We start from the raw sequence: 22235 nt of genomic DNA on the forward strand, positions 1-22235 counted from the left end.
ATCACAACAATCGAAAGGTGTGAAACTTCATGGGAATCATGGATAAGGCAAAGGAATTCCTGAGCGACGACGACAAGCGCAAGGACGTTCTCGACAAGGGCGAGCAGGTGGCCAAGGATAAGCTCGGCAACGAGCACTCCGACAAGGTAGACAAGGCCCGCGACGCCATCGACAAGAAGTTCGAGGGCTCCACCGAGGGTGAGAACTAAACCCTTAGCGCACGACAGCCACCATCCCGCAGTGATGCAGGATGGTGGCTGTCGTGTATCTGCCCACAGTTGTGCGGGCAACCGCGGGGATCAGGGGTGGGGGAGGCGTCGATAAGCCTTGGCCTAGATCCCGATCGCGGCCGCCCGATGGGACTGCACGGACACCTGGGCAATGGCCTGCGCGGCGCACTGCGCGGCAGTGGAATGCGAGGCCTCGAGAAGGAAATGATCCCACATCCCGCGGGCATTATCGCAGAGCTGGCGCACAAAAATATCGGCGCTGGCGGCATCGCTCATCTGCTCATAGCCCTCCATCTGATAACTCGTCGGGGCCGTTTCGGGCTGGAGACCATTGGCGGCCGCGATCTGGGTGAGCGCCACCGCAATCATGCGGTGATCGGTACCCAAGTCCGCAAAAAGCTGGGCGTGTTGCTGACTATCGGCAAACGCCTCCGCCGTGCCGAGGCCATAGATCGCGGCCTCGTGGAAGGCGATCATCTCCAGCAGGGCCGACTTTTCTTGTTTACTCAACGCCACATCCTCGGCCGCGATGACGTCGAGCCGCAGCATATCCTTCGCTTTGTCCGGATCCTCCTCGTAGAGCCGAGTGCTTAGATCGGCGTAAATGCTGGCGAGGACCATCCACGAGTCGGATTCGATCGTGGACACCGCGTCGAACGTGGCGCGGGCGGAATTAGCCACGGCTGTGGACAGCTCGGCAGAGACCGTGGCGGCACGCTCCGCAATCACATCCGCATCCAGCGCCTCCACAGAGCAGCGCTCGGGCGAGGATCCCTGCTCGTCGATGCCGCAGCGGCGGTTATTTTCCTCCACGAGCATGCTGGCGTGAGTATGGCGCATCTCGGCGATCGGCGGTTGTGCCTCCGCATCAGCCTCCGCCCCGATAGCTAGCTCCTTAAGGCCCTGATCAACAGAGCGATAAGGAGCGCACGAGGCCAGTGTTGCCCCAGCCCACAGGGCTGAGGTAGCGAGAAGAAACTGCCTGCGGCTCATACGATTCATGGCTAAGAAGCATACCTGTATGCTTGCGAGCATGGCTTTTCCCTCTAAAGATGCACTTCACTCACTTATTTCTCCAGTAGCCCACGCCCACGGGATGGCTGTGGAGGAGATCAAGATTAACCGCGCTGGCGTCAAGTCCGTGATCGCGATCATCGTGGACGCCGCCGACAGCGCCGGCATGGAGGCCGAGGTGCCCAGCCTCGAGGCGGTAGAGGTCGCCGCTGGCGAGTTCTCTGCGGCCTTTGACGCGGCCGAGGAGGCAGGGGAGATGTCCTTCGGTGCCCAAGAATACACCCTCGAGGTGTCCACTCCAGGAGTGGATCGGCCCTTGACGACTCCGCGCCACTGGCACCGCAACCGCGGGCGACTCATCAGCATCACCCAGGGCGATGTGCAGCTGCGGGGACGCGTGGGCGCGTTGTCGGCAGAGCAGGACTCGGTGATCGTGATCTCCAAGCTATCCGCGAAGCAGGCGAAAAAGGCCGGCAAGAAAGCAGGTGAGCTCGAGGTGCACGCGCTAGGATTGGGCGATATTGATCGCGCGGTGGTAGAAATTGAGTTCGCCAAGGCTCCTGGTGCCGAGGCGGAACTTGCCGATATGTCGTATGAAGATGCCCTGCAGTGGCGAGAGGATCACAAGTGAACATTGATGTCCAGGCGCTCAGCGCCATCGAAAAGGACAAGGGAATTGCGGTTTCGGAATTGCTGTCGACGATTGCCGACGCTCTGCTCGAGACCTACCGGCAGAACTATCCCATGGACGAGTCCACACAGGCTCGGGTGGACATCGATACTGCAAGCGGCAAGGTAGCAGTGATCCTCACTGAACGTGACGAGGACGGCACCGTCCTGTCCGAACGCGATGACACCCCTGCGAACTTCAACCGCACCGCCGCCCTAGCCGTACGCAATGCCATTGTGGCGCGGCTGCGCGAGGCAGAGGCCAACCGCGTCTTTGACGAGTACACCCGCTTCGAGGGCACCGTCATCTCCGGTGTGGTGCAGGCCGATGCGCGCGCCAATGAAAAGGGCATCGTGGTGGTACAGCTGGGCACCGAGGCCGATGGCCACGACGGTATCCTCATCCCCGCCGAGCAAATCCCAGGTGAAAACCTCAAGCACGGCGATCGAGTCAAGAGCTTTGTGGTGGGCGTGTCCAAGGGGCCGCGTGCCGTGCAGATCAACCTCTCGCGCACCCACCCTGAACTGGTGCGTAAGCTCTTCGAGCTGGAGATCCCTGAGGTCGAGGACGGCGCCGTGGAGATCGTCAGCATCGCCCGCGAGGCAGGCCACCGCTCCAAGGTGGCGGTGCGTGGCACCGTTAAGGGACTCAACGCCAAGGGCGCCTGCATCGGTCCGCGCGGCCAGCGCGTGAACAACATCATGAAGGCACTGGGCGGGGAAAAGATCGACATCATCGATTACTCGGAGGATCCCCAGCACTACGTGGGCAATGCGCTGGCCCCGTCCAAGGTGGTCTCCGTGGAGATCACCGATCTGGAAAACCAGATCGCCCGCGTCGTGGTGCCGGATTATCAGCTCTCCTTGGCTATCGGTCGCGAAGGCCAAAACGCTCGCCTCGCCGCGCGCCTGACCGGGTGGAAGATTGATATCCACTCGGACGCCGAATAGCGGGCGAAGGCCTAGAGCGGCGCGCCGTGTTCGCCGACTGAGCCTGCGATGAAGACGGCTGGCTCGGCGGCGGCAGAGCAGCAGCGCCAACCCACTGCGAGCCCCACAATCCAGCGGTATATGTGAAACAGCCACAGCTGAACATGGGGCCGCTTTAAGGTTCTGTTAAACATTTCGGCTGCTTTCGCGTACACTTGTTCTCGGCTCACAAACGTGTGGTGACAGCCGGTGGGTTTTTGTGCCCAAAAACCGGATCGCCGCACGGAACGTGAGAAGCAGAGCTCAGAGGAGCTAACCATCGCAGCAGTCACAAGAAAGGGCCGGATGACGCAGTCGAACGCAGCACACACCCCACAGCGGATGTGCATTGCTAGCCGTCGCCTGTTTCCCGCGTCTGAGTTACTGCGCGTGGTTGTTGATCCCGCCGATGCCTCCCGCATCATTGCCGATCCCGCGGCTGTCTTGCCGGGGAGAGGGGCGTGGATTCAACCCTCATTGGCTCATTATGAGCTCGCCTGCAAGCGGCGCAGCTTTGCGCGCGCCCTACGGGTATCCGCCTCGGTGGATACACAACCCGTTCGCACCTACATTGCATCGCTCGGGGAACCGAAAGGATCCCCACAAAGCCAATGTGAGCAGCGGGATGACACAGAAGGAAGATTCGAACACTGATGAGCACACGATGAAGCATCAGCGATGAACGTCCACACACAACCGTAGAGGCAGCAGGCCCTAAGAAAGACACACTTCACCCCCTAGTGAAGAACACTTTCCCGGCCGCTCGCCTCTGCACAAACCACGAGGAGAGAAGTGCCAGGAAAGCTACGAGTACATGAGCTCGCGAAAGAGCTCGGTATCAAGAGCAAAGACCTACTCGCCACGCTCAAAGAGCAGGGCGAATTTGTAAAGACCGCATCGTCGACAATCGAGCCGCCGGTGATCAAGAAGATGCGCGCGCACTACGCAGCGCAGAACGCCGACTCCGGCGCCGAGGCCGACAAGCCCGCCGAGAAGGCCGCGAAGCCGGCCGCGGCGGCGTCGACAAGCGCCGCGAAGCCCGGTGCAAAGCCTGCCGCCAAGCCAGGTGCAAAGCCGGCTGCCAAGCCAGGCGCTAACCAGAAGGCCGCGGACAAGCCCGCTGACACGGCTGCCGAGAAGGCACCGAAGCCGGCCGCGGCGGCGTCGACAAGCGCCAAGAAGCCCGGTGCAAAGCCTGCCGCCAAGCCCGGTGCAAAGCCGGCTGCGAAGCCTGCGTCGACCCCCGGCGAGGAGAAGCCTGCTGCGGCGGAGAAGCCGGCTGCCAGCGGCGCTCCCAAGCCTAGCTTCCAGGCTGCGCAGGGCGCACAGAACGACACCAAGGGCGGCGAGGACGCAGCTGCGCAGCAAAAGCCTGCTGCCGACTCCGCTATGCCGAAGCCGCGTCCGCGCCCCAAGCCCGGCCCGAAGCCGGGTGGCCGTGCGCCGCGCGTAGCCAATAATCCATTCTCCACGGGCACGAACGCCCCGGCTCCGCGCCCGGGTGGACACCGTGGTGGCCAGGGCCAGCAGGGTCAGGGCCAGGGTGGCGGCAAGCCCGGTGCAAAGCCGGGAGCCAAGCCGGGTCGTGGAAAGCCCCGCGGCCAGCAGCAGGGCGGTCAGGAGCGTCAGGGTGGCGGTCGCCGCCCCACCCCGGCGATGATGCCGAACCACCCGAGCCCCGGTCAGATGCCTTCGCGTTCCGCTGCGGGTAACCGCGGTGGCGGCCGTGGCCGTGGCGGCCATGGTGGTCCCGGTGGTCCCGGTGGTTTCCGCGGACGCGGTGGCCGTCGCGGCGGTACCGCAGGCGCGTTCGGTCGTCCCGGTGGCGCACCGCGCAAGGGCCGCAAGTCGAAGCGGCAGAAGCGCAATGAGTACGAGGCAATGAAGGCACCGAACGTCGTTGGTGGCGTGCGGTTGCCCGATGGCGGCGGCAAGACCCTGCGTCTGGCCCGCGGCGCCTCGCTGTCCGACTTCGCCGAGAAGATCGGTGCCGATGCGTCCTCGCTGGTGCAGGCATTGTTCAACCTGGGCGAGATCGTGACCGCTACGGCCTCTGTCTCCGATGAGACTCTGCAGCTGCTGGGTGAGGAGATCAACTACAAGGTTGAGGTCGTCTCCCCGGAAGATGAGGACCGTGAGCTTCTCGAGTCCTTCGACTTGCAGTTCGGTGAGGACGAGGGCGATGATTCCCTGCTGGAGAAGCGCCCACCGGTGGTCACCGTCATGGGTCACGTCGACCACGGTAAGACCCGCCTGTTGGACACGATCCGTCAGTCCAATGAAGCCCGTCGTGAGGCCGGTGGCATCACCCAGGGCATCGGCGCCTACCAGGTCGATGTTGAGGCCGAGGGCCAGGATCGCACGGTGACCTTGCTGGATACCCCGGGTCACGAGGCGTTCACCGCCATGCGTGCTCGTGGTGCTAGCTCCACCGATATCGCCATTCTGGTGGTTGCTGCGGATGACGGCGTGATGCCCCAGACCGTGGAGGCCATCAACCACGCCAAGGCTGCTGATGTGCCGATCGTGGTTGCCGTGAACAAGATCGATAAGCCGGGCGCAAACCCGGAGAAGATCCGCGGCCAGCTCACCGAATACGGTTTGGTTCCGGAAGACTACGGCGGAGAGACCATGTTCGTGGACATCTCCGCGAAGCAGGCCACCAATATTGATGGACTGCTCGAGGCCGTGCTGCTCACCGCAGACGCCTCCCTGGAGCTCACCGCGAACCCGAATATGGATGCCCAGGGTGTGGCCATCGAGGCGCACCTGGACCGCGGCCGCGGCCCGGTGGCTACCGTGATCGTGCAGCGCGGTACCCTCCGCGTGGGCGATTCCATCGTGGCTGGCGACGCCTATGGTCGTGTGCGCCGCATGGTGGACGAGTACGGCAACGACGTGGAAGAGGCCGGTCCGTCTCGCCCCGTGCAGGTGCAGGGTTTGAACTCTGTGCCCGGTGCCGGCGATAACCTGCTGGTGGTCGATGATGACCGCATGGCACGTCAAATCGCTGACCGCCGTAACGCCCGTCGTCGTAATGCCATGCAGGCCCGTGCGAAGAAGCGCATCTCCCTCGAGGATCTGGATGCGGTGCTGAAGGAAACCAACACCCTCAACCTGATCCTGAAGGGCGACAACGCCGGTTCGGTGGAGGCTCTGGAAGACGCCCTGCTGAAGATCGAGGTGGACGACGAAGTCCAGCTGGAGATCATCGACCGCGGTGTGGGTGCTGTCACCCAGACCAACGTGTCGCTGGCTGCCGCGTCCAACGCCGTGATCATCGCCTTCAACGTGCGTTCCGAAGGCAAAGCCACCGAGGAAGCCAACGCCGAAGGCGTGGACATCCGCTACTACACCGTCATCTACCGTGCTCTGGAAGAGGTGGAGGCAGCTCTACGCGGCATGCTCAAGCCGATCTACGAGGAGCGCGAGGTCGGTCGTGCGGAGATCCGCCAGCTGTTCAAGGCATCCTCCGTGGGCCTCATCGCAGGCTGCATGGTGGAATCTGGCAAGGTGCGTCGCAACGCCAAGGTGCGCCTGATCCGCGACGGCAACGTGGTGACCGACAAGGCCACCATCGAGTCGCTGCGCCGCGAGAAGGACGATGTCACCGAGGTCGCCGCCGGCTACGAGTGCGGTATGGTGCTGTCCTACCCGGACATCCAGGTCGATGACATCATCGAGGTATTCGAAGAGGTCGAGGTGCCCCGCACCTAAGATCCCGCTTACTCGCCACCGGTGAGTATGCGCCGTACACAGCCCTGTCGCTTTCTTTGGAGGCAGGGCTGTTGGCGTGCCGCCGCTCGTCGTCACGGTGTCCAGGCGGCACGATAGAATAACGGGGTCTCCCGCCACCGCCGCATCGCAAGGCGGAGCGGGAAACACACACAACGAAGAAAGGGAGTAATCACCATGGCTGATAAGCAACGCGCCGGCCGGATGGCGAAGCGAATTCTCACGATTGTTGCTGACTCGATTGAATTCCGCATCAAGGATCCGCGGCTGCAGTATGTCACCATCACCGATTGCCGCATGACCGGCGATCTGCATGACGCCACGGTGTTTTACACGGTCCGTGGCGCCACCATCGACACCGATCCGGATCACGAGGAGGCTGCCGCCGCCCTCGAGAGCGCCCGCGGCCAGCTGCGCAAATACGTCGGCGATGCCCTGAGCGTGCGTTTTACCCCGCGTCTGTCCTTCGAGCTCGACACGGTACCTGAGGCGAGCGCCCACCTGGAGGCGCTATTGGCCAAGGCCCGCCAGCGCGACGAGGAGCTGCACAAGCTCTCCGAGGGCAAAAACTATGCTGGTGGCGAGAACCCCTACCGCGAGACCGAGGAGTAAAAGGTGTCCTCCCCGCGCCCGCGCTTATCGACGCCACCTCCCGCCACCACATCTGCTGCCGCGATGCTCAGCCCAGCCCGGTTGGGCGTGCGCGATAGTGACTTCCGCGTCCAGGACCTGGATGCAGCGATCGCTGCACTGCGCTCTGCTCGATCCGTGGCCGTGGTGGGGCATGTGCGCCCGGATGCCGATGCCGTTGGTTCGGTGTCTGCACTCATGCAGCTGGCCGAGGCTTTAGGGGCGCGGGCGCGCGGCTATATTGACCACCCCGGCGGGGTAGCGCGCAACCTCAGCAGCATTCCGCGGTGCGCGGATATCTCTTGGGAGGGGCCTATCGCCGCGGATTCGGACTGCGTGGTGGTCGTCGATTGCGGCGATCTGCACCGTGCCGGCCGCTATGCCGAGCAGATCGCTGCCGGCGACTGGGCGCGGGTCATGATAGATCACCACGAGCATAACCCTGGGGTGCAGGGCGTGAACCTTATTGCTCCCCGAGCCGATTCCACCACCGCCGTGATCTGGCTTCTCGCCCAGCGAGCGGGTGTGGAACTCAACGAGTCGCTGGCCCATGCCCTCTATGCGGGGCTGGTCACCGATACTGGGGGTTTCGCGTGGGGTGGCAACGAGGATGCCACCTCGCGGCTGCTGCTCGCCGCCGCGCTGGCCGAAAGTGGGATCGATACGGGAACGATCACCGCGGATCTCATGGATCGCTCCACCGTGGCAGAAACCCAGATGCTCGGCAGGCTGCTGGCGGGGGTTGAGGCCGTGGACACTCCGCTGGGTCGGACCGCCATTCTCATCGCACCCTATGCGCAGCTGAGTACGGTTCCGCCCTTCGTGGCGGAACGCGCTGTGACGCTGCTGCACGCCCTCGAGGATGCTGCGGTGTGTGTGGTGGCCAAAGAACAACAGCCCGGCAGATGGAACCTCTCTCTGCGCTCGGAGCAGATTGATGTGGCTGCGCTGGCGCACCGTCACGGCGGCGGAGGCCACATCCACGCCGCTGGGCTGAGCATGACCGGCACCGAAGACGATTGTTGGACGCTGATGAAGGATTATCTACTGCAGTGAGCCTGGACTCCACCGATTCCCCCGAATGCACCGACTCCACCCGCGCCGCGGCAGGGGAGGATGCCCCGGCTGACGCCGAGGAGCATGAACGCCTCGCCGCCGCAGGCAAGGTGAGTATCCGTACAGTGTTGGCGCTGGCGCTGCCCGCCCTGGGCGTGCTCGCCGCGACACCGCTGTACTTGCTGCTCGATACCGCGGTCGTGGGCCGGCTGGGTAAAACCGAATTGGCCGCGCTCGGCGCCGCCACCACGCTCTTTTCCGTGGTCACCACCCAGCTGACCTTCCTCTCTTATGGCACCACCGCCCGCGCCGCCCGGCTCTATGGGGCGGGAAAAAAGAAAGAAGCGGTCGCTGAAGGGGTGCAGGCCACCTGGGTGGCGCTGCTGGTCGGCTCGGCGCTGGCCGCCATCATGTTCTTCGGCTCTCCCTGGTTTACGCTCTGGCTCTCGAGCAGCGACTCGGTGGCCGCCGAGGCCACGCTCTGGCTACGCATCGCTAGCTTCGGTATCCCGCTGCTATTAATCACCATGGCCGGCAATGGGTGGCTGCGCGGCATCCAGAACACCACCGCGCCGCTCTGGTTCACCCTCACCGGCGTGATCCCCGCCGCGATTCTCGTGCCGATATTGGTCCACGCCTATGGCTTCGTGGGCTCGGCGTGGGCCAATCTCACCGGTTTGGCGCTCACCTCCGCCTGCTTCCTGCTCGCCCTGGTTCGCTCCCACGAGGGCTCTTGGGCGCTGTGCCCGCAGGTAATCCGGCACCAGCTGGTGCTGGGGCGAGATCTCATTATTCGCTCCTTGTCCTTCCAGGTGGCGTTTCTCTCCGCCGCCGGGGTCGCCGCCCGCTTCGGCGAGGCCTCCCTCGCTGCGCACCAGGTGATGATGCAGCTGTGGAACTTCCTCACCTTGGTGCTCGACTCGCTGGCGATCGCCGCCCAAACCCTGACCGGCGCCGCCCTCGGCATGGGCTCGGTCTACCGGGCTAGGGGAGTGGGGCGGTTGGTGGTGCTGTACTCCACCGGAGTGGCCGCAGTACTGGCGGGGCTCTTTGCGCTCGGATTCCGCTTCATTCCGCGGCTATTCACCCAGGACGCTAGCGTGCTTGCCGCCATGGAGTGGCCGTGGTGGATTCTAATCCTCATGATTATCGGCGGCGGTGTGGTCTTCGCGCTCGACGGGGTGCTGCTGGGTGCCGCCGATGCGGTGTATTTGCGCAATGCCACCATCGCCTCTGTGGTGCTGGGCTTTTTGCCGGGCGTGTGGCTCTCGCTGTTTTTCGAGGCCGGACTCACCGGCGTGTGGTGCGGGCTCTTGGCCTTCATCTTCATCCGCATGGTCGCTGTGCTCTGGCGTTTCACGTCCATGAAGTGGGCCAATTACGCCGTATAGTGTGGGGATACAAGCGACCCCGAGTGAGTAGCGATCCGGTGCGGAGAAAGGCGATGGTGCGGCAATGACCACCCTGTGGGCTGTCTCGGATCTGCACGCCGCGGTCAAAGCCAATGCGGAGATGATCGCGCGCATCCAGCCCACGAGTCCCAGCGACTGGCTCATCGTCGGCGGGGATGTGGCCGAACGCACCCCCGATATTCTGGCTGTCCTTGAGCAGCTCAAGGAGCGCTTTGAAGAGGTGATCTGGGCGCCAGGTAATCACGAGCTGTTTTGCCGCTCGACCGATGCTGTGGTGGGCCGCGAGAAATACGCCGAGCTGGTGGCCGGCTGCCGCGCCCGCGATATTTTCACCCCCGAGGATCCCTATCCCGTCTTCGCCGGTCGCACCATCGCGCCGCTTTTTACGCTCTACGATTACACCTTCCGCCAGCCGGGGCTCACCGCCGAGGAGGCGGTGCAGCGCGCTCGAGACAATCAGGTGATGCTCACCGATGAGTTCGCCATTGCCCCCTTCGTGGATATCCGCGCGTGGTGCTGGGACCGATTGGCCTACTCGGTTAAAAGACTCAGCCGCGTCACCGGCCCCACCATCTTGATCAATCACTGGCCGCTGGTGATCGAACCGCTCAACCAGGTGGCCTGGCCGGAGATCTCACTGTGGTGCGGCACGATCCATACTCGCACCTGGCCGGTGCGTTATCGCGCGGAGAAGGTGATCTACGGTCACCTGCACCTGCCTGGGGAAACGGTGGTCGACGGCATCCCCCATATCGAAACCTCGCTGGGATATCCGCGCGAGTGGAAAAACCGTCCCGCCAGCGCGCCGTGGCCCTATCCGGTGCTGGAGGTGCACGCGGATGCAATGTAGCCCCGATCTCTTCCCCGCGGCCGCCCAATTTTGTTCCATGCAGGTGGATCGCAGCAGCGCCGATCTGAGCCGATACCACGAGCTCCACCCCCTCGAGCAGGCCTTGGTGGCGCACGCCGTGACGGTACGGAAGGCGGAGTTCGGTGATGCGCGCTGGTGCGCCCACCAAGCGCTGAAGAAGCTCGGGCGCGACTCTGGGGCGCCGATCCTGCGCGGCGAGCGCGGCGTGCCTTTGTGGCCGGCGGCGGTCTCTGGATCTATGACGCATACCGATGGGCTGCGCGCTGCGGTGGTGGCGCCGCGGCTGGTGGTGAAGTCCATGGGCCTTGATGCCGAACCCGCAGCGTCTTTGCCGCGGGGAGTACTCAGCTCCATCGCCCGCCCCAGTGAGCTACCCCAACTCGATGAGCTGGAATCCCAAGGCATTCCCTGTGCCGACCGCCTGCTCTTTTGCGCCAAGGAGGCCACGTATAAGGCGTGGTTTCCGCTGACGCATCGCTGGCTCGACTTCGATCAAGCTGAGATCGATGTGCGCAGCGATGGCACCTTCATCTCCTATCTCCTGGCCCGCCCCACGCCGGTGCCCTTCATGACGGGCCGCTGGGAGATCCGCGAGGGCTTTATTATCGCCGCCATCGCCGTGGTCTAGCTGCCAACGAGCTGCGCTAGAGGGTCGAGGGGCGGGCGACGAATACCGTCGATAAGCGCGAGCCCTTTTCTTTGAGTAGGGCAACCGCGCGACCATCCGGGGCCATTGCCGCGTGCACGCCGCTGATCCCGCGCGGGGAGAGCCATTTCCCCATGCTCACATCCCGCGCCTCCGCTGCACTCAGCGGCAGCGGAGGAAAGCTCACGGCCATGGCCTGGTCCAGGCTCAAGGACAGCTCGGGCTTATCCTCGAGCTGGTCCAGGGTGCGGGCGTGGTCGAGGGTGAAGGGGCCAACAGCGCTGCGACGCAGTGTCGTGAGGTGGCCACCCACGCCGAGTCCGGCCCCGAGGTCGCGGGCGAGGGAGCGGATATAGGTACCCGAGGAGCAGTGCACCGAGCAGCGGATATCCACCCAGCTATCGTGGCGCTCGATGGAATGAACCGCGAAAGAGTAGATAGTGACGCGTCGTTCAGGAATCTCTACGTCGATTCCCTCGCGCACTAGCTCGTGGGCGCGGCGGCCATTGATCTTGATCGCCGAGACGGAGGAGGGGCGCTGCATAATCTCCCCGCGAAGTTGCGCGATACCGTCGTGAATCTGTTCATCGCTGATAGCGGAGGCATCGTGCTGGGTGAGAATATCGCCCTCGGCGTCATCGGTGGTGGTAGAGGCGCCTAAGCGGATGGTGGCGGCATAGGTTTTGGTGTCCGCCACGAGATACGCGAGGAATTTGGTGCCGCGTTCAATACCGGCCACCAACACCCCAGTAGCCATCGGGTCAAGAGTGCCGGCATGGCCGACTTTGCGGGTGCCGAAGATCCGCCGCAGTCGGCCCACCACATCGTGGGAGGTCATGCCCTGAGGCTTGTCCACCACGACCAGCCCCGAGGTGGCGAGGGGGTCTGCGGCGGCGGCCAGCTGAGCGGGGGAGGGGATCTTCTCTTGGGGGAAAGACATGCGTATTAGCCTATGCCGTACCCTATACACTTGTGAATATTTGGCATGGTCTGGATAACGTCCCCGCACAGCTCGACGCCTCCGTGGTCACCATCGGAGTTTTTGATGGCATTCACAGCGGACATCAAACCTTGCTCCGCCGCGCCGCTGCTCTTGCCGGGGAGAACGGCGTGCCCTCTGTGCTCGTGACCTTTGATCCGCATCCGCTGGCCGTGGTGCGCCCAGATAAGATGCCGCCGTTGCTCGGCACTGTGTATGACCGTGCCGAGATCGCAGCAGCGCTGAATATCGACCATCTGCTGGCGCTGCGTTTCGACGCCTCCCTCGCGCACCTGTCGCCAGAGGAGTTTTTCACCACCGTGCTCGTCGACAAGCTCGGCGCGAAGGCCGTGGTGGTAGGGGAGAACTTCACCTTTGGCCATAAGGCCGCCGGCACCACCGACACGCTGCGCGAGCTCGGGGAGAAATACGGCGTCGAGGTGGCGGTCTTGCCTCTCTTAAATGAAGCGGGTCTGCCGATCTCCTCCACCCGTATCCGCGGGATGCTCGAGCGCGGCGAGATTCGCGAGGCCAACGCGGCGTTGACTCGCCCCTTCGCGGTACAGGGCGAGGTAGTACGCGGTGCCGGTCGCGGCGGCAGGGAACTGGGATTTCCCACCGCGAATCTCTACTTCCCGCCCAGCCAAGCCCTGCCTGGCGATGGCGTCTATGCCGGGTATTTCACCGTGCTGGACTCCACTCCCACTCCCGGTGATATGCGGTGCGGGGTGCGCTACCCCGCGGCGATCTCGGTGGGAAATAACCCCACCTTCGAGGATCCGCGCCGCAGCGTTGAAACGTTCGTGCTCGACCGCGAGGCGGATCTCTACGGCCATCAGGTGCGGGTGGAGTTTGTGGAGTTTGTGCGCGGCATGGAGAAATTCAACGGTGTTGAGGACCTGCTCGCTGCCATTCGTTCGGACGTGGCCGCCACCCGTGCAATTGTTTCCGAACCTATCGACTGCTAAAATTTCTCGGGTTGGTTGTGACTGTGGTCTGCAACAGTCACGCCCACCGGCTTCCTACTGGGAGGGCGGTGCCTGTTTTTTACTGTGGACTGAAATATTTTTGGAGGATCCCCTCATGGCATTGGATACCGCAAAGAAGAAAGAAATCCTGAACGAGTACGGTCTGCACGAGACCGATACCGGTTCTCCCGAGGCTCAGGTTGCCCTGCTCACCTACCGCATCCGCAACCTCACCGAGCACCTGAAGAGCCACAAGCACGATCACCACTCCCGTCGTGGCCTGCTGCTGCTCGTTGGCCGTCGTAAGGGCCTGCTGCAGTACCTGCAGCGCACCAACATCGATCGCTACCGTGACCTGATCTCTCGTCTGGGGCTGCGTCGCTAAGCGTCGTGTATCTGAGGCGATTGCCGCCTCATCTCACCACCTCTCGTCCTCTGCGTCGAGACGGTGGTGTTTTTTATGCGCCGTGTGCTGCGGAACTGCTAGACTAAGTCACCGTTATAGACACCCACTCAGGCGGCACCGATGACCGCCTCCATTTTTAGTTATAAGAGGAGTTCGCAAGCACACATGCGCGAGGTATTCGTTAATAAAGACACCGACTTCGGAATCATCGAAGCAGTTGCCACCATCGATAATGGCGACTTCGGTACCCGCGAGATCCGGCTCGAAACAGGACAGCTTGCCCGCCAAGCTGATGGTTCCGTGACCGCGTATCTCGATGAAGAAACCATGATGCTGGCCACCTCTACCGCATCCAATCAGCCGCGTGAAGGTTTCGACTTCTTCCCGCTGACCGTGGATGTGGAAGAGCGCATGTACGCCGCAGGTCGCATCCCCGGTTCCTTCTTCCGTCGTGAGGGCCGCCCCTCCACCGAGGCCATCTTGGCCTGCCGTCTGATTGACCGGCCGCTGCGCCCGACCTTCGTCAAGGGCCTGCGCAATGAGGTACAGATTGTGGTCACCGTGCTGTCGGTGAACCCGCAGGATATGTACGACGTGGTGGCTATCAACGCCGCTTCTGCTGCCACCCAGCTCTCCGGTCTGCCGGTCTCCGGTGCCGTGGGCGGCGTGCGTATGGCTCTCGTTGTGGACGAGGACCATCCCAAGGGCCAATGGGTGGCATTCCCCACCCATGAGCAGCACAACTCCGCCGTGTTCGAGTTGGTGGTTGCTGGCCGTCGCGTCACCCGCAAGCAGGGACGCAAGAATGTCGACGATGTGGCCGTGATGATGGTGGAAGCCGGCGCCACGGAGAACGTGGTCGAGCGCATCAACGATGGTGCTCCGGCCCCCACCGAGCAGGTTGTGGCCGAGGGCCTCGAGGCCGCCAAGCCCTTCATTGACGTTCTCTGCCGCGCCCAGGAGGCGCTGGCGAAGGAGACCGCCAAGGACACCCAGGAGTTCCCGCTCTTCCCGCCGTACTCCGAGGAGATCTTCGAGGCCGTGGAGAAGAAGGCCGCCAAGAAGCTCAACAAGCTGCTCACCATCTCCGGTAAGCAGGAGCGCGACGAGGCCACCAATGAGCACATGGAAGAGATCGAGGAGCAGCTGAGCGAGCGCTTCGAGGATCAGGAGAAGGAGATCCGCGCCGCCTATAACGCGGTGATGAAGCAGATCGTGCGCCAGCGCATCCTGGCCGAGCACTTCCGCATCGATGGCCGCGATGTCACCGACATCCGTGACCTCAGCGTGGAGGTGGATCTGATCCCGCGCGCCCATGGCTCCGCCCTCTTCGAGCGTGGCGAAACCCAGATCCTCGGCGTGACCACTCTGGACATGCTGAAGATGGAGCAGCAGATCGATTCGCTGACTCCCACCACCTCCAAGCGCTATATCCACCACTACAACTTCCCGCCCTATTCCACCGGCGAGACCGGTCGCGTGGGCTCCCCGAAGCGCCGCGAGATCGGCCACGGTGCGCTGGCTGAGCGTGCCCTGATCCCGGTGATCCCCTCCCGCGAGGATTTCCCCTACACCATCCGTCAGGTCTCCGAGGCACTCGGCTCCAACGGCTCGACCTCCATGGGCTCGGTGTGTGCGTCCACGCTCTCGTTGCTCAACGCTGGTGTGCCCTTGAAGGCACCCGTCGCGGGTATCGCCATGGGGCTGGTCTCCGGCGAGGTTAAGGGCTCCACCGAGTATGTGGCACTCACCGATATCCTCGGTGCCGAGGATGCCTTCGGCGATATGGACTTCAAGGTGGCCGGCACCGCCGACTTCGTCACCGCGCTGCAGCTCGACACCAAGCTGGATGGTATTCCTTCCACTGTGCTTGCCGACGCCCTCTCCCAGGCTCGCGACGCGCGCTTGACCATCCTCGACACGATGGCCGATGTGATCGACGAGCCCGATGAGATGAGCGATTACGCACCGCGTATCACCTCTGTGAAGGTGCCGCAGTCCAAGATCGGCGAGATCATCGGGCCGAAGGGCAAGACGATTAACTCGATCACCGAGGACACCGGTGCAGACGTCTCCATCGAGGAAGACGGTACGGTGTTTATCTCCGCCACCTCCGGTGAGGCCGCGGAGCAGGCGATTGAGAAGATCAACGCCATTGCGAACCCGCAGCTGCCCAAGGTGGGCGAGCGCTACCTCGGCACCGTGGTCAAAACCACCCCCTTCGGTGCTTTCGTTTCTCTGCTGCCGGGCCGTGACGGTCTGGTGCACATCTCGAAACTCGGTGGCAAGAAGCGTATCGAGAAGGTTGAGGACGAAGTCAATGTGGGCGACAAGCTCCAGGTGGAGATCGCCGATATCGACAATCGCGGCAAGATCTCTTTGATCCCCGTCGAGGAGAGCTAGTCTCTTATCCGCGCGCCCGACTCTCGGGTGTGTAGTACTGCCAGCAACGCCCCGCAGAACGCCCAGTTGTGTTCTGTGGGGCGTTGCGTATGTCTGCCCGCTGGAGGCGGAGAATAGGCGTTCATAAGACCAGTAATCGAGAGGATATAACCACGCCCGAGTGGCTGCACTCTCTGATCGTTACCCCAAGCAACCCCACATGAGGGATGTGGAGAATTTGTGGCTGTGAGCTTAGCCACGAACTGGTCAGGTAGGTCGTCTGATGTTGGGTTTGATGTGCGTAAATGTCTCACTTATCGTGCAGGTCAGGGCTTATAAGAAGGTGTGAGAATGGAACATGGGCTCTCAGATGGCCGTGAACTAATGGTGTTCATTTCGATAAAAGTGGGCGTACCATGAGTGCAGAAGCACACATACTCACAGGCTGTTGATTATTACCTGAGCCTGTAGGGGTGTGTGGTACCTCATAGCTAGTGGGGCGGTGGAGCAGCAACGCTTCCCGCACAATGCACGGAAAGGGACGCGCACTCATGACCACCCGCGATATCACCCTCAAAGCCGGCGACTACACCGCAACGATCACCACACGAGGTGGGGGAGTGCGCACCCTGAGCTATCGAGGCGCTCCCTTGCTCATCGGGTACGAGGCGGGTGCAGATGCACCGATGAATGCCGGCAATATTTTGAGCCCCTGGCCCAACCGAGTGGATGGCGGAGTCTTCATTTTCCACGGCACCACCCATGAATTGGAGATCACCGAACCGCAGCGCAACAACGCTATTCATGGTTTCGTGCATTACCAAGAGTGGCAGTGTGTGGACAGCTCCGAGGCTTCCGTGACACTCGAGCTGCACGATGGCCACCACCAAGGCTGGCCTTGGGCGCTGCACCACAGCGTCACCTGGAGCCTTGATGAGGCCACGGGATTGAGCTGTGCGTATCGAGTGCGCAATGCCAGTGATGAGACTGTGCCCGTAGCCGTGGGCTTCCACCCGTATATCACCGCCCACGGCGCGCCGCTGGATGAATGCGAGCTCACTCTTCCATGTGGCAGCTATCTGCCTTTGGAAACGACCCGCAATCTGCCGGCGGGACCGATGACGGCCACCACCCATCTCGGTGTTAACGAGGATGTGGCCACGGGGATAGCGATGGATGGGGTGTTCTTTGATCACTGCTTCAGCGTCGACAAGCCTCAGCAGCCCTCTGCCTATGAAGTCACCCTGCGGCATCGCGACAGCGATACATCCGTGGTGCTGCGTTCGGATATGCGCACCCCGTGGCTGCAGGTCTTTACGGCTGATCCCGCCTATGACTGCGGTTATCCCGGAGTGGGGCGGGCTCTGGCGGTCGAACCGATGTCGGCACCGGTCAATGCTTTCCGCTCCCATGGGGCGGCGGAGCTAGATCCCGAAGAAAGCCTGAGCATCAACTTCTCCATCGCCGCAGGCTAGAAGCTCTTTAACTAAATATAGACACTCATAACCAAGCAGGCTTTGCGGAAGAATGCTCGCGGAGCCACAAACCAACCCAAGGAGAAAGCAACATGATCGTCGCTGAATCCGCGCTCCGGCTTGACGCCACGTGGGTCGATTACGCGATCGTCGCGTTATATTTCGTCTTCGTTCTCGGAATCGGCTGGGCCGCCCGCTCGAAGGTGTCGAGCTCCATCGACTTCTTCCTCTCGGGCCGTTCGCTACCTGCGTGGGTGACTGGCCTCGCCTTCATCTCCGCTAACCTGGGAGCCGTCGAGATCGTGGGCATGTCTGCCAACGGTGTGCAGTATGGCTTCCAAACCATGCACTACTTCTGGATCGGCGCTGTGCCGGCCATGGTGTTCCTCGGCATCGTGATGATGCCCTTCTACTACGGCTCCAAGGTGCGTTCGGTGCCCGAGTTCATGCTGCGGCGTTTCGGCCCCGGCGCACACTTGGTTAACGCCATCTCCTTCGCCGTGGCGCAGCTGCTCATTGCCGGTATTAACCTGCTGCTGCTGGCCAAGGTGGTCAACTCCCTGCTGGGCTGGCCGCTGATCGTCACCCTCATTATCGCTGCGGTGATCGTGCTCAGCTACATCACCCTCGGTGGTCTCTCGGCAGCTATTTACAATGAGGTGCTGCAGTTCTTCGTGATCATCGCCGCACTGCTGCCGCTGACCCTGATTGGTCTACACAACATCGGTGGCTGGCAGGGTCTGAAGGACGCTGTGGAAAACGAAAGCCACTTCCACACCTGGCCGGGTACGGAGATCTCCGGTTTTGATAACCCGGTGATCTCGGTGATCGGTTTGACCTTCGGCTTGGGCTTCGTGCTCTCCTTCGGTTACTGGACCACCAACTTCGTGGAGGTGCAGCGCTCCATGGCTGCTGATTCACTCTCCTCGGCTCGTAAGACCCCGATCATTGGTGCCTTCCCGAAGATGTTCGTTCCCTTCGTGGTGGTTGTGCCCGGCATGATCGCTGGTGCCACCGTCACCCCGATTATGAACGGCAGCGCTGAGCCGAATGACGCAATGCTTTATCTGATGCGTGATTTGCTGCCCAATGGTTTGCTCGGTGTGGCGCTGGCAGGTCTGCTCGCCGCGTTCATGGCCGGTATGGCTGCCAATATCTCTGCCTTCAACACCGTGATGAGCTATGACATCTGGCAGGGCTATGTGGTCAAAGATAAGCAGGATGATTACTACACCAAGGTCGGCCGTATGGCCACCGTGCTGGCTACCCTCATCGCTGTGTTCACCGCGTTGATCGCCGAGAACTTCGGCAACGTGATGGACTACCTGCAGACTCTGTTCGGCTTCTTCAACGCCCCGCTGTTCGCCACCTTCATCCTCGGTATGTTCTGGAAGCGCATGACCCCGACCGCCGGCTGGGTGGGCCTGGTCTTGGGTACCCTCTCCGCCATGGCCTACTGGGCCATCGCCACCTTCTCCTCGGTGGAATCGGGCTTCTTCAACCTGCCCGGTCAGGGCACCGCGTTCGTGGCTGCCTCCATCGCCTTCATCGTGGACATCACCTTCTCCATCGTGGTCTCCTTGATGACGAAGCCGAAGCCGGATCATGAGCTGGTTGGTTTTGTTAAGTCGGTGACCCCGAAGGAGAACCTCACCGACGCTGCTGAGGCCAGCCTGCCGTGGTACAACCGCACGGTGCCGCTCGGTATCCTCTGCATGGTTCTCGTGATCGCGCTCAACGTGATCTTCGCCTAGCACTAGATCAAGGAAGGAGTAATAACCATGGCTAAGAAAGATACCCACAAGGCTGGCGCCTTCGATATTCGCAACGTCATCGGCGGCCTCATCGGCCTCTACGCTGTGATCCTCTTGGGTTCCTGGCTGCTCTTGGATCCCGGTGTGGATCCCTCTACCGGTGTGGCCAAGGACGCCACCTATAACCTGTGGACCGGCCTTATGATGGCTGTTGTGGCCATCGTCTTCTTCGCGTGGGCGAAGATGCGTCCGATCATCGTCCCCGATGACATCGAGGACATTAAGTAATACTGCACGCCGCGAGGGGCGATCGTCCCTCGCGGTACAGTCCGGGGCTAATGGTGTGTCCAGCTGCCCCGGCTGGACATCCTGCCGCGACGCGTCAGTTGCGAGCCGTGGCAGGGCACACCACACACGCTTTTCTTTTACATAACTTCATCATCTCCCTCTCAGAGCAGGCTCACGGGAGTGGCTTTGAGCGTCGTCGAATTCTTCGTTTAAGGAAGTGAATGTTTCATGGCAATGCCAGACGAGACTGCGAGGAGCGTCTCCGACTCCGCGTCCCCCGAGGTGGCTATCACCCGCACCCGTCTCGCCGATGGTCGCGAGCTCATCTACTTTGATGACGAGCCGGACTATGTCTCGGGGAAAGCTACTCGCGAGCTGCACGATAGCCGCGAGCTGCCCCCTGCGAGCACGGTCTCGGAGATGCGCCGTGATCCCTTGACCGGCGAATGGGTGGTTTTTGCCGCCCACCGCATGAATCGCACCTTCATGCCGCCGGCCAATGAAAATCCCTTGGCGCCCACCACCCCTGGAGAGATCCCCACCGAGATCCCAGCCAATGACTACAACGTGGTGGTCTTCGAAAACCGCTTCCCCTCGCTGTCGCTGCACATCCCCGAGGATGTGGACTTTTCCGGCTATGTCGATGGCAACGAACTCTATCCTCGCGGTGCCGCCCAAGCCCGCTGCGAGGTGGTGTGCTTTACTCCCGAGCCCAGCAAGTCCTTCAAGGACCTCGGCTTTACCCGCGCCCGCACCGTGGTGGAAGCATGGGCACACCGCACGAAGGAGCTCTCGGAGATCGAGGGCGTGCGCATCGTATTCCCCTTCGAAAACCGCGGTAAGGAAATCGGAGTCACGCTGCAGCACCCGCACGGCCAGATCTATTCCTATCCCTATCTGCCGAAGCGCGCCCAAGCGGTGCTGACGCAGGCAAAGGCCTATGAGGACAGCAAGGGGGGCTCGCTTTTCGACGCGATTATCAGCGCCGAGCAGGACAGTGGCCGCCGCGTACTCATCGACGGTGAGCACTTCATCGCCTTCGTGCCCGCCGCCGCAGAATGGCCGGTGGAGGTCATGGTGATGGCCAAGCGCGCCGAGGCCTATGACTTCGCCTGCCTCAACGATGCGGAAAAGGATGAGCTCACGCGCATCTATCTGCGCCTGTTGGGGGCAGTGGACAACTTCTTTGACGGAGTGGAGAAAACCCCGTACATCGCAGGCTGGAACCAGGCACCGATCGGCGAGGACCGCCGCTATGGCCGCCTGTACCTGCAGCTATTTTCCATGATGCGTTCCCCGAACCGTATGAAGTTCCTGGCCGGCTCCGAATCCGGCATGGGGGCGTGGATCTCGGACACCACCCCTGAACGCATTGCCGATCGTTTCCGAGAGATTCTTGAGGCAGGGGAGAAGTAAATGACACAGAGCGTCCAGTGGATGGACACCCTCGAGGCTCCGCAGGGCATTGAGCGCGCCAAGGAGCACTTCCGCGAGATCTTCGACGCCGATCCGAGCGTGGTCGTGGCGGCGCCGGGTCGCGTCAACCTCATCGGGGAGCACGTCGACTACGCCGGCGGCATCAGCGTGCCCTTCGCGCTGCACAACCGCGCCTATATTGCGGCCGCGGCGCGCCCCGACGATGTGCTGCGCGTCAGCTCCGTTGGCGCCGATCCCGCGGTGGTGGAGTGCCGGATCGACGAGGTCGGTCCAAAGCATCCCGACAACTGGGCCGGCTATGTCATCGGTGCGGTCTGGGCCGCCATCGAGGCGGGCATTCTGCCGGAGCAGGGCATGGATCTGGCCATGGTCTCCGATGTTCCGCTTGGTGCTGGCCTGTCCAGCTCCGCGGCAATCGAATGCTCCGCCATCACCGCCGCCATGGCCCTGGCGGGCATGGAGATGACCCCGCGTCGTCGCCGCCGTCTCGTCGAGTGCGCCATGCGCGCAGAAAACGAGGTCGTTGGTGCCTCTACCGGCGGTATGGACCAGCGCATTTCCCTGCTTGCCCAGGAAGATAATGCCCTGGCTATCGACTTCCTCGACAACTCCGAGCAGCTGGTGCCTTTTGATGTCGGTGCCGCCGGCTACACCCTGGTGGTGTGCAATACCAACGCCCCGCACTCGCTGGCCGATGGTCAATACGCCTCGCGCCGCGCCGTGATCGACGGGGTCACCGCCCACGCCCACGTTGCGACCCTCCGCGAGGTCGAGGATCCCTTCACCGTCGCCCAGCAGTGGGCGGCACAGAATGTGCCCGAGGGCAGCACGGAGGAAGAATGGCAGGAAGTAGTGCACCGTCGGGTGCGGCACGTCATCAGCGAGATCGAGCGCACCTCCGAGGCTGTGCAGATGCTTGTCGACGGCAACCTGCAGGGCTTTGGCGAGCACATGTGGGCCTCCCACGCCTCGCTGCGGGACGACTATGAAGTCTCCACCGAGGAGCTCGACCTCGTGGTGGATACCGCCCGCGAGTTCGGCGCCCTCGGCGCCCGCATGACCGGTGGTGGATTCGGCGGCTCGGCCATCGCGCTGATCGATATTCGCACCGCAACCGAACTGGTTGAGGCCATCAACGAGCGCGCCGCGGAGCGCGGCTACCCGCAGCCAGAGTTCCTGCTCGCCATGCCGAGCTGGGGCGCACGCATTGTGGAGAGCGCGCACGGTAGGTTCTCCCACACATAACAGGGACGCTTGCCTAGACTGGTGGGGTAGATTAACCCACCAGTCTTTTAGCTATCTCAAGGAGCAGGG

Annotated in this window: 20 protein-coding genes; 18 read left to right on the top strand and 2 right to left on the bottom strand. The window is 62.6% G+C overall.

Annotation, left to right across the window (positions count from 1 at the left end; translation table 11 throughout):
* Positions 1-29: 29 nt before the first annotated feature.
* Positions 30-209 carry an antitoxin gene (locus GBB18_RS01235; RefSeq protein ID WP_151528553.1) on the top strand — a complete coding sequence of 60 codons (180 nt, stop codon included), beginning with the start codon at positions 30-32 and terminating at the stop codon, positions 207-209.
* Between the two features lie 123 nt (positions 210-332).
* Here the strand turns inward: GBB18_RS01235 and GBB18_RS01240 are convergent, their stop codons facing one another.
* Positions 333-1223 (bottom strand): hypothetical protein, encoded by an 891-nt coding sequence (locus GBB18_RS01240; RefSeq protein ID WP_192795864.1) that lies wholly within the window; start codon positions 1221-1223, stop codon positions 333-335.
* Positions 1224-1263: 40 nt separating this feature from the next.
* Here GBB18_RS01240 and rimP point away from each other — a divergent pair, with 40 nt between their 5' ends.
* From rimP to GBB18_RS01285, 9 genes are all read left to right on the top strand, one after another.
* Positions 1264-1875 carry a ribosome maturation factor RimP gene (gene rimP / locus GBB18_RS01245; protein WP_151640486.1) on the top strand — a complete coding sequence of 204 codons (612 nt, stop codon included), beginning with the start codon at positions 1264-1266 and terminating at the stop codon, positions 1873-1875.
* The gene (gene nusA / locus GBB18_RS01250; RefSeq protein WP_151528556.1) at positions 1872-2864 is read left to right on the top strand and encodes a transcription termination factor NusA; all 993 of its coding nucleotides are present in this window, start codon (positions 1872-1874) and stop codon (positions 2862-2864) included. Before rimP ends, nusA begins: the two co-directional genes overlap by 4 nt.
* Before the next feature lie 360 nt (positions 2865-3224).
* Entirely contained in the window at positions 3225-3536 is a 312-nt protein-coding gene (locus GBB18_RS01255; protein ID WP_370513255.1) for a YlxR family protein, read from the top strand.
* Between the two features lie 138 nt (positions 3537-3674).
* Entirely contained in the window at positions 3675-6599 is a 2925-nt protein-coding gene (infB, locus tag GBB18_RS01260) for a translation initiation factor IF-2 (RefSeq protein ID WP_151640488.1), read from the top strand.
* A 195-nt stretch (positions 6600-6794) separates the two neighbouring features.
* A complete protein-coding gene (rbfA, locus tag GBB18_RS01265; protein ID WP_151640489.1) occupies positions 6795-7229 on the top strand; it encodes a 30S ribosome-binding factor RbfA in 435 nt (144 codons plus the stop codon).
* A gap of 3 nt (positions 7230-7232) precedes the next feature.
* Entirely contained in the window at positions 7233-8303 is a 1071-nt protein-coding gene (locus GBB18_RS01270) for a bifunctional oligoribonuclease/PAP phosphatase NrnA (protein WP_151640490.1), read from the top strand.
* A gap of 110 nt (positions 8304-8413) precedes the next feature.
* Entirely contained in the window at positions 8414-9694 is a 1281-nt protein-coding gene (locus GBB18_RS01275; RefSeq protein ID WP_225990221.1) for an MATE family efflux transporter, read from the top strand.
* A gap of 64 nt (positions 9695-9758) precedes the next feature.
* On the top strand, positions 9759-10565 hold the full coding sequence (locus GBB18_RS01280; RefSeq protein ID WP_151640492.1) for a metallophosphoesterase: 807 nt from the start codon (positions 9759-9761) through the stop codon (positions 10563-10565).
* Complete coding sequence (locus tag GBB18_RS01285) at positions 10555-11214, top strand: 4'-phosphopantetheinyl transferase (RefSeq protein ID WP_151548766.1); 660 nt, start codon at positions 10555-10557, stop codon at positions 11212-11214. The genes GBB18_RS01280 and GBB18_RS01285 overlap by 11 nt, the downstream gene beginning before the upstream one ends.
* A gap of 16 nt (positions 11215-11230) precedes the next feature.
* On the opposite strand, the gene truB is transcribed toward GBB18_RS01285, so the two are convergent.
* Positions 11231-12172 carry a tRNA pseudouridine(55) synthase TruB gene (gene truB / locus GBB18_RS01290; RefSeq protein WP_151640493.1) on the bottom strand — a complete coding sequence of 314 codons (942 nt, stop codon included), beginning with the start codon at positions 12170-12172 and terminating at the stop codon, positions 11231-11233.
* Positions 12173-12204: 32 nt separating this feature from the next.
* Between truB and GBB18_RS01295 the strand changes: the two genes are divergently transcribed.
* The 8 genes from GBB18_RS01295 (at position 12205) to galK (ending at position 22166) form a co-directional block, all read left to right on the top strand.
* Positions 12205-13179 carry a bifunctional riboflavin kinase/FAD synthetase gene (locus GBB18_RS01295; RefSeq protein WP_151548764.1) on the top strand — a complete coding sequence of 325 codons (975 nt, stop codon included), beginning with the start codon at positions 12205-12207 and terminating at the stop codon, positions 13177-13179.
* A gap of 115 nt (positions 13180-13294) precedes the next feature.
* Positions 13295-13564 (top strand): 30S ribosomal protein S15, encoded by a 270-nt coding sequence (gene rpsO, locus GBB18_RS01300; RefSeq protein WP_151528566.1) that lies wholly within the window; start codon positions 13295-13297, stop codon positions 13562-13564.
* Positions 13565-13750: 186 nt separating this feature from the next.
* The gene (locus GBB18_RS01305; RefSeq protein WP_151640494.1) at positions 13751-15988 is read left to right on the top strand and encodes a polyribonucleotide nucleotidyltransferase; all 2238 of its coding nucleotides are present in this window, start codon (positions 13751-13753) and stop codon (positions 15986-15988) included.
* Between the two features lie 530 nt (positions 15989-16518).
* Positions 16519-17442: an aldose epimerase gene (locus GBB18_RS01310; RefSeq protein ID WP_192795865.1), complete on the top strand. Its 924-nt coding sequence runs from the start codon at positions 16519-16521 to the stop codon at positions 17440-17442.
* A 92-nt stretch (positions 17443-17534) separates the two neighbouring features.
* Entirely contained in the window at positions 17535-19196 is a 1662-nt protein-coding gene (locus tag GBB18_RS01315) for a sodium:solute symporter family protein (protein ID WP_151548761.1), read from the top strand.
* Between the two features lie 27 nt (positions 19197-19223).
* Positions 19224-19484, top strand: coding sequence for a cell wall anchor protein (locus GBB18_RS01320; protein WP_151548760.1), 261 nt, complete (start codon positions 19224-19226; stop codon positions 19482-19484).
* A gap of 228 nt (positions 19485-19712) precedes the next feature.
* Entirely contained in the window at positions 19713-20900 is a 1188-nt protein-coding gene (gene galT / locus GBB18_RS01325; RefSeq protein ID WP_151548759.1) for a galactose-1-phosphate uridylyltransferase, read from the top strand.
* The gene (galK, locus tag GBB18_RS01330; protein WP_151548758.1) at positions 20901-22166 is read left to right on the top strand and encodes a galactokinase; all 1266 of its coding nucleotides are present in this window, start codon (positions 20901-20903) and stop codon (positions 22164-22166) included.
* The last annotated feature ends 69 nt before the right edge of the window (positions 22167-22235 follow it).

The organism is Corynebacterium sp. 11A (assembly GCF_008930935.1).
Taxonomy (GTDB): Bacteria; Actinomycetota; Actinomycetes; order Mycobacteriales; family Mycobacteriaceae; genus Corynebacterium; species Corynebacterium megadyptis.

What these genes read in the sequence shown, in the direction of transcription:
- galK (WP_151548758.1), top strand. Translation starts at nt 20,901, where the DNA reads ATGACACAGAGCGTCCAGTGGATGGACACCCTCGAGGCTCCGCAGGGC.
- GBB18_RS01320 (WP_151548760.1), top strand. Translation starts at nt 19,224, where the DNA reads ATGGCTAAGAAAGATACCCACAAGGCTGGCGCCTTCGATATTCGCAAC.
- truB (WP_151640493.1), bottom strand. Translation starts at nt 12,172, where the DNA reads ATGTCTTTCCCCCAAGAGAAGATCCCCTCCCCCGCTCAGCTGGCCGCC.
- rpsO (WP_151528566.1), top strand. Translation starts at nt 13,295, where the DNA reads ATGGCATTGGATACCGCAAAGAAGAAAGAAATCCTGAACGAGTACGGT.
- GBB18_RS01280 (WP_151640492.1), top strand. Translation starts at nt 9,759, where the DNA reads ATGACCACCCTGTGGGCTGTCTCGGATCTGCACGCCGCGGTCAAAGCC.
- GBB18_RS01305 (WP_151640494.1), top strand. Translation starts at nt 13,751, where the DNA reads ATGCGCGAGGTATTCGTTAATAAAGACACCGACTTCGGAATCATCGAA.
- rimP (WP_151640486.1), top strand. Translation starts at nt 1,264, where the DNA reads ATGGCTTTTCCCTCTAAAGATGCACTTCACTCACTTATTTCTCCAGTA.
- GBB18_RS01310 (WP_192795865.1), top strand. Translation starts at nt 16,519, where the DNA reads ATGACCACCCGCGATATCACCCTCAAAGCCGGCGACTACACCGCAACG.
- galT (WP_151548759.1), top strand. Translation starts at nt 19,713, where the DNA reads ATGGCAATGCCAGACGAGACTGCGAGGAGCGTCTCCGACTCCGCGTCC.
- GBB18_RS01285 (WP_151548766.1), top strand. Translation starts at nt 10,555, where the DNA reads ATGCAATGTAGCCCCGATCTCTTCCCCGCGGCCGCCCAATTTTGTTCC.
- GBB18_RS01240 (WP_192795864.1), bottom strand. Translation starts at nt 1,223, where the DNA reads ATGAGCCGCAGGCAGTTTCTTCTCGCTACCTCAGCCCTGTGGGCTGGG.
- GBB18_RS01255 (WP_370513255.1), top strand. Translation starts at nt 3,225, where the DNA reads ATGTGCATTGCTAGCCGTCGCCTGTTTCCCGCGTCTGAGTTACTGCGC.
- GBB18_RS01315 (WP_151548761.1), top strand. Translation starts at nt 17,535, where the DNA reads ATGATCGTCGCTGAATCCGCGCTCCGGCTTGACGCCACGTGGGTCGAT.
- rbfA (WP_151640489.1), top strand. Translation starts at nt 6,795, where the DNA reads ATGGCTGATAAGCAACGCGCCGGCCGGATGGCGAAGCGAATTCTCACG.
- GBB18_RS01235 (WP_151528553.1), top strand. Translation starts at nt 30, where the DNA reads ATGGGAATCATGGATAAGGCAAAGGAATTCCTGAGCGACGACGACAAG.